Annotated in this window: 14 protein-coding genes; 5 read left to right on the top strand and 9 right to left on the bottom strand. The window is 64.2% G+C overall.

Annotated features, from left to right (window positions below):
- The first annotated feature begins 173 nt into the window (after nucleotides 1-173).
- The gene (locus tag GKR99_03240; GenBank protein ID NKB26622.1) at nucleotides 174-374 is read left to right on the top strand and encodes a hypothetical protein; all 201 of its coding nucleotides are present in this window, start codon (nucleotides 174-176) and stop codon (nucleotides 372-374) included.
- A gap of 121 nt (nucleotides 375-495) precedes the next feature.
- Here the strand turns inward: GKR99_03240 and GKR99_03235 are convergent, their stop codons facing one another.
- Nucleotides 496-1686, bottom strand: coding sequence for an aminotransferase class V-fold PLP-dependent enzyme (locus GKR99_03235; GenBank protein NKB26621.1), 1191 nt, complete (start codon nucleotides 1684-1686; stop codon nucleotides 496-498).
- A gap of 232 nt (nucleotides 1687-1918) precedes the next feature.
- Between GKR99_03235 and GKR99_03230 the strand changes: the two genes are divergently transcribed.
- A complete protein-coding gene (locus tag GKR99_03230; GenBank protein NKB26620.1) occupies nucleotides 1919-3601 on the top strand; it encodes an ATP-binding cassette domain-containing protein in 1683 nt (560 codons plus the stop codon).
- Between the two features lie 39 nt (nucleotides 3602-3640).
- On the opposite strand, the gene GKR99_03225 is transcribed toward GKR99_03230, so the two are convergent.
- The 3 genes from GKR99_03225 to GKR99_03215 form a co-directional block, all read right to left on the bottom strand.
- The gene (locus GKR99_03225; protein ID NKB26619.1) at nucleotides 3641-4411 is read right to left on the bottom strand and encodes a periplasmic heavy metal sensor; all 771 of its coding nucleotides are present in this window, start codon (nucleotides 4409-4411) and stop codon (nucleotides 3641-3643) included.
- A 177-nt stretch (nucleotides 4412-4588) separates the two neighbouring features.
- Nucleotides 4589-5182, bottom strand: coding sequence for an RNA polymerase sigma factor (locus GKR99_03220; protein NKB26618.1), 594 nt, complete (start codon nucleotides 5180-5182; stop codon nucleotides 4589-4591).
- 80 nt (nucleotides 5183-5262) lie between these two features.
- Entirely contained in the window at nucleotides 5263-5793 is a 531-nt protein-coding gene (locus GKR99_03215; protein NKB26617.1) for a hypothetical protein, read from the bottom strand.
- Nucleotides 5794-5982: 189 nt separating this feature from the next.
- Between GKR99_03215 and GKR99_03210 the strand changes: the two genes are divergently transcribed.
- Together GKR99_03210 and GKR99_03205 are read left to right on the top strand one after the other, a co-directional pair.
- Nucleotides 5983-6369 carry a DUF983 domain-containing protein gene (locus GKR99_03210; protein ID NKB26616.1) on the top strand — a complete coding sequence of 129 codons (387 nt, stop codon included), beginning with the start codon at nucleotides 5983-5985 and terminating at the stop codon, nucleotides 6367-6369.
- A complete protein-coding gene (locus GKR99_03205) occupies nucleotides 6362-7060 on the top strand; it encodes a DNA mismatch repair protein MutT (protein NKB26615.1) in 699 nt (232 codons plus the stop codon). The genes GKR99_03210 and GKR99_03205 overlap by 8 nt, the downstream gene beginning before the upstream one ends.
- Before the next feature lie 120 nt (nucleotides 7061-7180).
- On the opposite strand, the gene GKR99_03200 is transcribed toward GKR99_03205, so the two are convergent.
- Nucleotides 7181-8068 (bottom strand): EamA family transporter, encoded by an 888-nt coding sequence (locus GKR99_03200; GenBank protein NKB26614.1) that lies wholly within the window; start codon nucleotides 8066-8068, stop codon nucleotides 7181-7183.
- 39 nt (nucleotides 8069-8107) lie between these two features.
- The gene (locus GKR99_03195) at nucleotides 8108-9001 is read right to left on the bottom strand and encodes a fatty acid desaturase (GenBank protein ID NKB26613.1); all 894 of its coding nucleotides are present in this window, start codon (nucleotides 8999-9001) and stop codon (nucleotides 8108-8110) included.
- A gap of 107 nt (nucleotides 9002-9108) precedes the next feature.
- Between GKR99_03195 and GKR99_03190 the strand changes: the two genes are divergently transcribed.
- Nucleotides 9109-9966: a helix-turn-helix domain-containing protein gene (locus tag GKR99_03190; GenBank protein NKB26612.1), complete on the top strand. Its 858-nt coding sequence runs from the start codon at nucleotides 9109-9111 to the stop codon at nucleotides 9964-9966.
- Here the strand turns inward: GKR99_03190 and GKR99_03185 are convergent.
- The 3 genes from GKR99_03185 to GKR99_03175 are packed head-to-tail and all read right to left on the bottom strand — an operon-like array spanning nucleotide 9963 to nucleotide 12560.
- Nucleotides 9963-10706, bottom strand: coding sequence for an SDR family oxidoreductase (locus GKR99_03185; GenBank protein ID NKB26611.1), 744 nt, complete (start codon nucleotides 10704-10706; stop codon nucleotides 9963-9965). The genes GKR99_03190 and GKR99_03185 overlap by 4 nt on opposite strands.
- The gene (locus GKR99_03180; GenBank protein ID NKB26610.1) at nucleotides 10703-12022 is read right to left on the bottom strand and encodes a carnitine 3-dehydrogenase; all 1320 of its coding nucleotides are present in this window, start codon (nucleotides 12020-12022) and stop codon (nucleotides 10703-10705) included. Before GKR99_03180 ends, GKR99_03185 begins: the two co-directional genes overlap by 4 nt.
- A complete protein-coding gene (locus GKR99_03175; protein ID NKB26609.1) occupies nucleotides 11943-12560 on the bottom strand; it encodes a hydrolase in 618 nt (205 codons plus the stop codon). Before GKR99_03175 ends, GKR99_03180 begins: the two co-directional genes overlap by 80 nt.
- Nucleotides 12561-12583: the final 23 nt, after the last annotated feature.

The following is a 12583-nucleotide window of genomic DNA, read 5'->3' as shown; positions in this document are numbered from 1 at the left end:
ATCGTTTGGTCTGGGGGCTGGCCCCCAGCCATCGCCCGCGGCCACGAGCCGACGGATTTTACATCCGGTGGTCCCCGCCTCGAAATCATCGCGACGGAACACGCTCGCTGGAACACAGCCAAATCTCGCCGACGTTATTCGACGATTGCCAACACCGTGTTAAACTGCAGCGCATGACAGAACGCCAGCAGCATCCCGGTCGGGTCGAGGATTACACGATGCCATTTCTGGTGTCGGTCTTCGTGCTGATCTTCATCGCGCTCTTCGCGATATGGGCTTGGGCGGGGCTGGTCTGGGTGCTGTTTTGTGGGTGGCTGGCAGGGCGCGGGCTGTCGCGGGCCGAACAACGCATGGCGGTCAGGGCGGGCTTATAGCGGTTCGCGTTTTACTTGAGACATCGCATATCAGAAATCGCGTTCTAAATCAGCAACTTGCCGATTGAGAGGCGGAGAACTCTGATTCAGGTTAAACGCGAACTGCTTTAGGGTCCCGACCCTAACCAGTTGAAAGCACTTCAGCAGCGGCACTGATCGCTCCGGGTCCGTGCGGGATGTCCAGCGCTTTCATCCCGGTTTCGATGGCGCCCAGCGCGCCCAGGATCATCTGCGCGTTCACATGGCCCATATGGCCAATGCGGAATGTGCCGGTCGCGTCGGGGTCATCGTCTGTGTCAAACCCCAGCCCGATGCCCAGCGTCACGCCTGCGTTGGCGGCGACCCAGCTGCGCAGCTCGGTCGCTTTGGGGCTCGGCAGGTGCAGCGTTGTGACCGCGTGGCTGCGCTGCGCCGGATCGGCCACGTTCAGGCGCAAGGTCCCGGCAATTGCCCAGGCGTCGGCGGCGGCCCAGATCGCCCGGGCCAGGGTTGCGTGGCGGGTCCAGATCGCCTCGATACCTTCCTCGGCAATCATGTCCAGCGCTTCGCGCAAGCCGAACAGATGATGGGTCGGCGCGGTGCCGCAGAAATAATGCGTCAGCAATTCGCCATCGGCGCGCGGTTGCCAGTTCCAATAGTTGCTGACATGCGCCGGTGCCGCCGCCCGTGCGTGGTCGTTGAAATAGACGAATGCCAGGCCCGGCGGCGTCATCAGCCCTTTCTGGGATCCCGCAACCATCAGATCGGCGCCCCAGGCGTCCATCTCGAACCGGTCACAGGCAAGGGCTGCGATGCAATCGACCATCAGCAACGCGGGGTGCCCGGCGGCATCCAGCACGGCACGCAGCTGGGCAATATCGCTTAGCACACTGGTCGAGGTATCGGCCTGCACCACCATCACCGATTTGATCCGCTGGTCCGTGTCAGCAGCCAGCGCCTGGGCCAGACGATCGGGATCGACCGGCGCGTGTATGCCGTGGTCGATGATCAGCGTCTCAATCTGCATCGCCTGCGCCATGCCCGCCCAGCCGTGGGCGAATGCGCCGGTGGCCAACACCAGCGCCAGATCGCCGGGCGCGTGGGTATTGGCCAGGGCCGCTTCCCAGCCTGCATGGCCGTTGCCGATGTAGATGGCGACGTCATGGCGGGTGCGCGCCACCGCCTTCAGGTCGGCAACAATGCCGGGCATCGCATCGGTCAACCCGCCTTCATAGATATTCGGCGCCGGGCGGTGCATCGCCGCCAGCACCCTGTCGGGCATCACCGAGGGGCCGGGAATCGCCAGATAATGCCGCCCCTGTCCCAGTGTCATGTCCCGCCCTTTCCTGCACCCTGTCTGTCCGTACTGGCTATGCCTGCCATCAACCAAGGTCAATCAGCCGCGCCCTGCACGCTTGCCCTTGCACCGGACGCGCGCTAGACCCGCCCGCACTCAAACGCCGGAGCCATTCAGGTTGAGCGACACCTATCCCGAAGATCAGCAACCCGCCCTGCCGCTGGTTGGCCGTTTGTGGCGGACCTATCTGCACAAGCACATCCCCTGGATGGTGGTTGCGTTTGTGCTGATGACGATCGAGGGCGCCTCGACCGGGTTGTTCAGCTATATGCTCAAACCGGTGTTCGACAATATATTCGTCGCCGGGCAGCTGGATGCCCTGTGGTGGGTCGGTAGCGCGATATTCCTGATATTCACGGTCCGTGCCGTTGTGGGCGTTCTGAACCGGATGATCGTGATGCGTATTTCGCAGAAATGCGCCTCGGACATGCAGGTGGATCTGGTGGGCCATGTGCTGCATCTGGATTCGGTGTTCTTCCAGGCAAATTCACCCGGCCACCTGATGGAACGTATTCAGGGTGACTCGGCGGCCGTGCAGGCGGTCTGGCGCACCCTGGTCGAAGGCTTGGGCCGCGATATCATCACGCTGGCCGCGCTGATGTACGTGACCCTGTCGATTGATGTCAGCTGGACCCTGACCGCGCTGATCGGTGTGCCGCTGCTTGTGGTGCCGATCCTGGTGATCCAACGCTATATCCGCCGCCGCACCAGCCGGTTGCGCGAAGACAGCGCGCGCCGTTCAACCCGCCTGAACGAGATTCTGCACGGTGTCGATGCGATCAAACTGAACGAGATGGAGGACTATCAGCAGGGCCTCTACAAGACGCTGATCCACAAGATCATCGACGGCGCGATCCGTTCGGAAATGGCCCGCGCGACGCTGCCGGGGTTTGTCGACGTGGTCACCGGCATCGGTTTTTTCGGCGTGATGATCCTGGCCGGGACCGAGATTGTGGACGGCGACAAGACGGTTGGCGATTTCATGTCCTTCCTGACCGCGATGATCCTGACCTTCCAGCCGGTCAAGCGCCTGGGCACGATGGCCGGAACGATCCAGACGGCAGCGGCCAGTCTGGAACGCGTGTTTGGCCTGCTCGACACGCCACCCACGATCAACACGCCCGCTTCCCCGAAGGCCCGCCCGACAGGGCCGTTTGATGTGGCGCTGGAAAACGTCGATTTCGCTTACGGAGATCTGCCGGTCCTGCGCAACGTCAGCTTCCACGCGGCGGCAGGAAAGACCACCGCGCTGGTCGGGGCGTCGGGGGCCGGGAAGACCACGATCTTCAAGGCACTGACCCGTCTTATCGACCCCGATCAGGGGCGCATTCTGGTCGGCGGGACCGATGGCACCGAAATGGCGCTGACGGACCTGCGGGGGCTGTTTTCCACCGTCACGCAGGACGCGCTGCTGTTTGATGAGACTCTGCGCGAGAACATCGTTCTGGGCGACAACACGGTCTCGGACGATCGACTGATGGCGGTTCTGGATGCCGCACGGGTCAGCGAGTTTCTGGACCTTCTGCCCAATGGGCTGGACAGCCGCGTCGGCCCGCGCGGCTCGGCCTTGTCGGGCGGTCAGCGCCAGCGCGTTGCCATCGCCCGCGCCCTTCTGCGCGACACGCCGGTGCTGCTGCTGGACGAGGCGACCAGCGCGCTGGATACCGAAAGCGAAAAACTGGTGCAGGAAGCGCTGGATCGCCTGGCCGAGGGGCGCACGACCCTGACCATCGCACATCGCCTGTCCACCGTGCAGAACGCCGACAAGATCGTGGTTCTGGACGGCGGACAAGTGATCGAGGAAGGCCCCCATACCGAGCTTTTGGCAAAGGGCGGGCGCTATGCCGATCTGTACAACATGCAGTTTCGCGGCAAGGGCCAGACGGCCTGATTTCTGCCCCTCGTGAACCGGACCCCTGGTGAAACGGGCCTAGCGGCCCTCGCCCCGGCGTGATCCCGGCCCGCGTTTCAGGGCCGCGTCAAGGCGGTCGGCATAGGCGGCGCGCTGATCTTGGGTCATCGCGCTCAGCCGTTCAAGGATCAGCCGCTCGCCCGTGCGTTGCTGGATCTGGGCGGCGTCGCGCTGATTGTCGAACAGGCGCTGCAATGCGTCCGGGTCGAAGGGATCGGCGCGCAGGGCGGCCACCAACGCCTGAAAGCTGCGGCGCAGGGCGGCGCGGTTTTGGCGCAACGTGGCCCCCTCGTCCCGAAGCGCAGTCAGCAGCGCCCGCCTGTCGGCAGGTTCCAATGCGCGCACGAAGGGGGCATTGCCAATCTCGCGCAAGGGACCACGGCGACCATCGGGGTCGATGCCACCGATCCGCCCTGGCCCGCCGCCGGACCAGAGCGCCCCGGCCACCGCCCCGACCACCAGCAGGTTCAGTGCCAGCGACACCGCCAGCATCACTCGCATCCCCGTCCAGCGACGCCTTTTGCCGTTGCCCGTATCCGTCATCGCCCTAGCCTTCCGTTTCCAGCAGATCGAGGCCCGGCAGCAACTCGACATAATCATATTCGGTCGCCGAATCCGCCCAGCCGTATGCCAATGTGCCGACCGTGTCGGGCAGCGCCGCACCGATCCAGACCCCAAGTGCCGCGACCGAGGCGAGCGCCGTCGCCGCGGGCCAGCCGCCAACCGCCGCCAGCGCCATGGCCAGAATGCCCGGTCTGGCCGCGTCTGTCTGGCGCTTGGTTCCGGCATACAGCGCCCGCTGATCGGTCACCTCTGCCGCGTCTGCCAGCACCCGTGCCTGCAATGCCGCGCCGGGCTGCGGTGCGGTTGCGCGGGCCGCATCAAAGAATGCGTCAAGCGCTGAATCGGGCGCGGTATCGGATGCCGCATCTGGCGCGCCCGGATTGTTGTGCGTGTTCTTTGTGCTCATCCTTCAAACCCCAGTTCTGCGCGCCGCCCGGCCAACAGGGCCGCCAGCGCGCGTTTGCCACGGGCGGTCAGACATTCCACCGCCTCGACGCTCATGTCCATTGCCTGCGCAATCTCGGGGTTTGAACACCCGTCGAGATGGCGCATCACCACCGCCTGACGCTGTCGGTCCGGCAGGGCACTCAGCGCTTCCTGCAAGGCCCGCGCGCGATCCCCGTCTTCCAGCGCGGCCACCACGCCCGGCGTCGGATCCACCGGCTCGCCTGCGTCGTCCAGGGGCCGCGCCCGCCCCGATTTGCGCAGCCGGTCCGTGCAAAGATTGCTGGTCACACGGTAAAGCCATGTTGAGACCTTCGCCTCGCCCGCGTGCCAGTCCGGCGCGATCCGCCACAGACGCAACATCGCCTCCTGCGCGACATCTTCGGCCTCGGCCCGGTCGCCGCCCAGCATCCGGGTGGCGAACCCCAGCACACGCGGCAACAGCCGATCCGCCAGCGCCTGCGCGGCGCGCGCACCGCCCTGACCATAGGCAGCCAACAGAGCCTCGTCGCTGTCGGCGGCGGGCGCGTCCTGGGCGGTGCTGAGCTTCATCTGTCGGCGCGATCCTGCGTTCCGTCCAATGCCATGTTGGTGGCAGGGCGACCATGACGCAACCCTGCCACCGACCTGCCTTACCTGTCGCCGCGGCCGCCACCGCCACGCTTTCCGCGCCGCTCGGACATTTCGGCCTTGGCGGTGTCGAACTCTGCCTCGCTGAGGGCGGCATCGCCATCGGTGTCAAAGCGCTCGATCAGACGCTCCAACCGCTGCATCGGATCGCCGCCACCCCGACGGCCCTTGCGCATGCCGCGCCGATCGCCCTTGTCCGCGCTGGCCATTTCCTCGGCGCTCAGCAGGCCGTCGCCGTTCTGGTCAAGCTCTTCAATGCGATCACCGGCGCGCGCAGCCCGTAAGGCACCACGCTGATTGGCGAATTCTTCGGGCGACAGCGATCCGTTGCCATCCGCATCAATCGTTGCAAAGCGTTCGGCGAATGCGGCTTCCACATCCGCCATGGACAATTTGCCATCACCGTTTTGATCAAGCTGCTCGAACGTGATGTCCTGCCCGCGCCCGGGGCGCGCATCGGCCAATGTGGGGGCCATTGCGCCCAGCGCGACTGTGGCTGCAACGGCGGCGAGGATTGTGGTTCTGGTTTTCATGACTGGTACTCCATCTTCAGTAACTGGCAATTTTGCCCGACACGGGATGCCTCATTGCGCCCGCGTTCATGAAGTCAAACGGGCCAGCGCGGGGTTTCCGTCGCGGATCGGCGAAAAAAGTTGCGACACGGCGACGCGGTGGGCTGCAACGGCTTTGATTTCGGCGGCAGCGCGCGTATCTGATGGGGTATGACCGCCACCGACATACATCCCGAAGATCGCCCCCTGCGCCCGGCCCTGCTGCGCGGCTGGCGCCGCCGCTGCCCGAATTGTGGCGAAGGCCATTTGCTGAGCGGGTATCTGAAAGTCGCCGACGCCTGCACCCATTGCGACCAGCCGTTTCATCACCACCGCGCCGATGACGGGCCCGCCTATCTGACCATTGTCGTGGTCGGTCACCTAATGGCCCCGCTGATTCACGTGGTCTTTACCACTTTCCGCCCCGAACCGCTGGTGCTGGCCAGCACCTTCACGGTGGGCTGTGTGGCGCTGTCGCTATACCTGCTGCCGCGCCTGAAGGGCGGGATGATCGCCTTCCAATGGTCGCGCCGGTTGCACGGGTTCGGCGGTGCCTGAACCGGTTCCGATCCGCGACGCCGCAACTGTCATCCTGGTCCGCGACCCCGCTACCGCACCCTGCATCCTGATGGGCCAACGCGGCGCGCGCGCCGCCTTCATGCCCTCAAAATTCGTCTTTCCGGGCGGCGCGGTGGACGCAGGTGACGCCGACATCCCGCTTATAACCCCGCTGCCCGCGCCCTGTCTGCGCAATCTTGGCGATCAGAACGGTGGCGCCGCACCAGCGACCTTCGCCACAGCCGCAATACGCGAGCTGTTCGAGGAAACCGGCCTGATCCTGGGCCAGCCCGCTGAATGGCCCGACCCGCCCGCCGATTGGTGCGCCTTTGCCGCAACCGGCCACCGGCCCGCCGCAGCCAGCCTGTCATTCGTGTTCCGCGCCATCACCCCGCCGGGCCGCCCGCGCCGCTTCGACGCGCGCTTCTTCGTCGCCAACGCCGCCGCCGTCATAGGCGACCCGGATGACTTCTCGGCCGCTTCGGACGAGTTATCGCACCTCGCCTGGGTGCCGCTGGATCAGGCCCGCCGCCACGACCTGCCCTTCATCACCGAAGTCGTCCTGGCCGAGGTCGCGCGCCGCCTGCCTCACCTCGCGCCGCCTGAACAGGTGCCGTTCTTTCGCAATGATGATGAGGAAAGCCTGTTCCTGCATCTGGGCGGCGTCAGCCCGCTACAGTCAGCACAATAAGAACTTTATGCCTTCGGAGAGGATATTTTTGGGTCAATGATGCAGGCAGAAAGCCGGTATTGACCATCATTGATCCGGAAATATCCCTGCCGGAGGCAAGAAATTTCTTCCTGCCATACCTCAGATCACAAGGATCAGCACAACGACCGACAGGCTGATCAGGGCCATGCCCGCAACCTCGCGCCCGGTGATCTTCTCGCGGAAAAACAGCACCGAGGCGGCGATCGAGAAAATCAATTCCGTCTGGCCCAGGGCGAAGACATAGGCGGCGTTTTTCAGCGTGAATGCAGTGAACCAGCAAAAGCTGCCGATCATCGAGGTAACACCGACAAGCGCGCCGATACGCCAGTGCCGCAGGGTGGCGGTGAGCTGGCCACGTTCGCGCCAGACCAGCCACGCCCCGAGAATCAGCGTCTGCACAGCCGTGACCATGGCCAGTGTCGTTCCGGCGCGCAGCACCACATCGGGCGAGGCCAACGCCAGCGTCGCACCACGATAGGTCACAGCAGAAATCGCGAAGAAAACGCCGGACATCAGGCCAAGACCCGCGGCGCGGTTCAGCCGCCAGTCGCCGCCCTTTTCGCGCGACAGCAGCAGCACGCCGCCCAGACCGATGGCGATGGCGATCAATCCGGGGACAGACACAGCCTCGCCCAGGATCACCAGCCCGGCCAGTGCAGTCAGCATCACTTCGGTTTTCTTGAAGGTGACGCCGACGGCAAAATTGCGCAATGAAAACAACAGCACGATGCAAACCGTTGCCAGAATCTGCGCCACGCCACCGGTGATCGCGAACGCCCAGAAGCGGGTCGAGAATGCCGGCACCTCGACTTGTCGCAGGGTGACGTAGGCCAGCAAAAATAGTGCCACCAGAGGCGCGGAAAAGACAAAGCGCGCGAAGGTTGCACCGCCTGCGGACAGGCCGGTCACGCTCAGATGCTTTTGCAGCATATAGCGCACAGTCTGGGCGGCGGCGGCGGTGAGTGTGATCGGAATCCAGGCATCCATCCCCGCGCTATGGCACGGGGACGGCGGCGCGCGCCAGCGCTATCCCCGCTTCGACAACGGATGCGCCACCGGGTCTTTCGGTTTCAGCAGGTGGCGGCGGAAAATCTCAGCATAGCTGGCATAGTGATAATGGCCGTTGCAGGCCAGATACCGCCCGGGGTTCGCCGCATAAAGCCCCGGCAGGCGATACCAGGGCACGCGCGGATGCATGTGGTGCACCTTGTGCAGATTGTTGTTGAGGAACAGCCAGGACAGCGGTCCGCGATCCTCGATCACCACGGTGCGGTTGCGCGACAGGGCATCGGCGCGATGTTCCAGGAAGGTGCGGATGCGCAGCAGGCTGAGCGCGCCGTAGACCGCGATGGCATAGGCCCAGAACGGCATCACCGCGAGTGAAGTGAACCACCAGATCACCGGCACCAGCGCCGGGATATGCCACAGCCAGCCACGCAACACACGCCGGTCGCCGCTGCGCGCTGCACGCAGGTCGGACAGGAAGAACATCGCCGTTCCCAGCGCCGGACCGACGATCAGACGCCCCAGCAGCGTATTGTTGAACCGGCACAGCACCTGCATCGGGCGCGGCAGGCGCGCCCAGACGGCGGGGTCCAGAAAATTGCTTTCCGGGTCGTCATAGGGGTCGGTCAATCGGCTGTCGTGATGGTGGTCCAGATGGGTGTCGCGAAACCGCAGGAACGGGATCACCAGCGTCAGGCCCGGAAACACCAGGGCTGCGTTCAGCATTGGATTGGCGGTTGGATGACCGTGGGTCGCCTCGTGCTGCAAGCTGCCGAAGAAGGCGGTCGCCACGGCGGCCACGGCGATCCCCAACGGCAACCACAGCGCCGCAAGAATAGTCGTCGCGAACGCCCAGACCACGTAGCAGGCCAGCAACAGCGCCAGCGTCGGCCATTCGGGGTTCAGCGGCTTCATCCGGGCTCCAGCAATTTGTCAGGTGATGTCAGTGTGCCCGACTTCACGGTTCCGTGACATTTCGGTTCTGCGCACCATTTGATCACGTTCTGTGATATTTCACAGCAATGGTGACCAAATACGACAAACGCGACCGCGCCGCCCTGTTGCGGGACCGGCTGCTAAAGGCCATGGCCCTGGCCGACACCAACCAAAGTGCGCTGGCCCGCGATGCCGGTGTCGACCGGTCCACAATCTCTCAACTGCTGGCCACGGACGGAGTGCGGTTGCCGAACGCGCAGGTCGTCGCCGAATGTGCCCATGCGCTTGGCGTATCTGCCGACTGGCTGCTGGGTCTGTCCGACCGGCCCGAGATGGCCGCGGATTTGCTGGCGGCGTCCCTTTCAATGACAAAAGCGCCGCGCGCACTGGTCGACGAACAGATCTTCAAGTGGCACCGAGAGGCCGCAGGTTACAAAATCCGCCACGTCCCGGCGGGCCTGCCCGACATGCTGAAAACGCAGGCGCTTCTGGAATGGGAATACACGCCGCATCTGGGACGAACCGCGCAGCAGGCGATTGGGGCGTCCAACGATCGGCTGGATTGGATGCGGGCCTCAGGTTCGGACTATGAGATCGCGATGCCGATGTATGAGGTCGCCAGTTTCGCCCGCGCCGAGGGATATTACACCGGCCTGCCTGCCGCGATCCGGCGCAGCCAGATTGACCGGCTGCTGGAGCTGCACGATCAGCTGTACCCCCGCCTGCGTCTTCACCTGTTCGACGCGCGCCGCCTGTTTTCGGCGCCGGTGACCGTGTTCGGGCCGCTGCTGGCGGTGGTCTACGTCGGGCTGCACTATCTGGCGTTTCGCGATACCGAACGCGTGCACGCCTTCACCGATCACTTCGACGGGCTGGTGCGTGAAGCGAACGTAAGCTCTCGCGATTGGCCGGGGCATCTGCGCACGCTGCGCGACGGGATTTAGACTTTCGGATCGGGGTTTTCGGTATGACCATCGACAGCGATCACCTGGCCGGACACCCGTGCTGCGGCGTCGCTGGCCAGAAACACGGCCATGGCGGCGACGTCTTCGGGGCGCACCCAGCTCCGCAATGAGGTTCCGGCGGCATAGCCTGCGCGCAACGCCTCGGGCGTCATGCCCTTGGCCGCCGCCTCACGCGCAACGACGCCCTCCATCCTCGGGCCTTCCACCGCGCCGGGGCAGATTGCGTTGGCGCGGATGCCGAATGGCCCAAGCTCCATCGCCAGCGTCTTCATCAGCCCGATCACGCCCCATTTCGCCGCCGCATAAGGCGCGCGGTTGGGAAAGCCGAATTGCCCCGCGGTTGAGGATGTGAGGATGATCGCGCCGCGCCCCGCCGCCTTCATCGCCGGGATCGCATGCTTGCAGCTGAGGAACGCGCCGTTTAGAGTGACAGATTGGCATGTATTCCAATCTTTTAACTCAATATCTTCAACCAATGCCGTAGGTCCAGTAATACCCGCGTTCGCGCAGAGTGTGTCAAGCGGACCCACCTCGTCCATCAGCGCCGCGATGGCGTCTTCATCCGCCACATCGGCAACTCGGGCATGCCAGTTTGCGGGCAGATCGCCCAATGCCGCTGCATCCACATCGCTAACCCAGACCGTGGCGCCGCCATCTGAAAAGGCCTGCGCCATGGCCCGCCCGATGCCCGAGGCACCGCCGGTGATCAGCACGTTCACGGCCGCTGACCCACGGCCCGCCCGATGCCATCCGGGCGTGGCAGGCTGGCGTGATCGGCCGCGATTTTGCTGAGCTTGCGCGCAACCTCTGCCCCCGGCGGGCTGGGTTTGCGGGTCTCCAGGCTGACGTGCAGCAGGAAATGTTCGCCCGTCGCCAGAAGGCGAATCTCGTCGTACATCTGATGGAAAAGATGGAGTTTTTTGCCTTCGCCTTGCAGGCAGATCGTGTCGATCCGAATGCGGGTTCCGGCGTGGGCTTCGTCGATATGGCGAATATGGGTTTCGGCGGTGAAATAGCTGCCGCCAGTCGCGATATAGGCAGCGTCGCAGCCGATGAGCTCCATGAAGCGGTCGGTTGCGTCGCCAAAAGCCTGCAGATACCGCGCCTCGTTCATATGACCGTTGTAGTCGGTCCAGTCCAGCGGCACAGCGCGGGTGACTGTGGGGATCGGACCGGTCAGGTCATCGGGATCACGGCGCAAGGCTTTGTCGGCGGCGTTCAGGACCGCGCCCGCGCCTTCGTTCGTCACCTTCAAGGCGCGCAGGATACCGACGAGGTTGGTATCGCGGGCGCGTTCCAATTCGCGGATTGAACGTTCACCGGATTGCGCATCAGATTGATCTGCAATGGCTTTTACCAGATCATCGGTCAACTCTGGCACGTCCATCAACTTGGTCCAGGGCCATTTCAGCGCCGGGCCGAACTGTTCGATGAAATGGGCCATCCCGGCCTCGCCACCGGCGATCCGGTAGGTTTCGAACAGGCCCATCTGCGCCCAACGCAGGCCAAAACCCATGCGGATCGCCTGGTCGATTTCCTCGGTCGTGGCGATACCATCCTTGACCAGCCACAGCGCCTCTCGCCAGACGGCTTCGAGGAAGCGATCCGCGATATGGGCGTCGATTTCGGTGCGGACGTGGAGCGGGTACAGGCTCAAACCGCGTAGAATTCCCGATGCTTTATCAATATGTTTCGGTGCGAACTTCGGGCTTTGCACTAGTTCGATTAATGGCAGAAGGTAAACCGGGTTGAACGGATGTGCGACCAGGATCTGGGCAGGCCGTGCCGCGCCGTCCTGAAGCTCGGACGGTTTGAAGCCGGATGTGGACGATCCGATGATGGCGTCGGGCGCGCAGCTGTCCTGAATATCAGCCAGGATCTTCTGTTTCAGATCAAAGCGTTCCGGCGCGCTTTCCTGAATCCACTCGGCTCCAGCCACGGCCTCCGCGATTGTTTCATGGAAGCTGAGCGTGCCTTCGGGCGGCAGTGCGATGTCGAACAGCCCCGGCCCCGAAATGCACGCCGTCCAGCGGATCGACCGAGATCACCGATCCGGCGTTGAAGAAATCCGCGCCCACCCGCCCGGCGCGGTATCGCAGCGCATCGGTCAGCCCCGCACCCTTTGCTTCGGCACCGGCGAAGTAATTGGCCAGGCAGCCAATCTCGCGTACCGGGGCCGGTGCAACGATCAGGACGCGGGGCGGATGCGCCAATGTCGCGGCAAGCAGGGCGAGTTTTTCAACGCCAAGCGCTATGTCTGCCGCGGGGGCGGAAAAACGCGCCTTGAGGTCATTGGTCCCCAGCATGATGATCAGCCCGTCAATGGGCCGATGGCTGTTCAGGATCGCGGGCAGAATGCGCAGACCGTTCAGATGCACCCCTTCGAAGGGGTCATCCTGAACGGTGGTGCGGCCCGGCAGCCCTTCTTCGATGACCCGGAAACCAGTGCCAAGTTCCGCCGCCATCACGCCCGGCCAGCGTTCGTTCGGGCCAAGGCGGCCATCGTCATCAATCGTCGCCATCGGCAGCGTGCCATGGGTATTGCTGTCGCCATAACAAACGATTATTTTCATACGCTTAAGCCTCGTGTTTCACG

The sequence above is a fragment of the Paracoccaceae bacterium genome (assembly GCA_012103375.1).
Taxonomy (GTDB): domain Bacteria; phylum Pseudomonadota; class Alphaproteobacteria; order Rhodobacterales; family Rhodobacteraceae; genus WLWX01.
The sequence above is the reverse complement of the archived record's forward strand: the minus strand, read 5'-3'. Positions and strand labels throughout refer to the sequence as shown.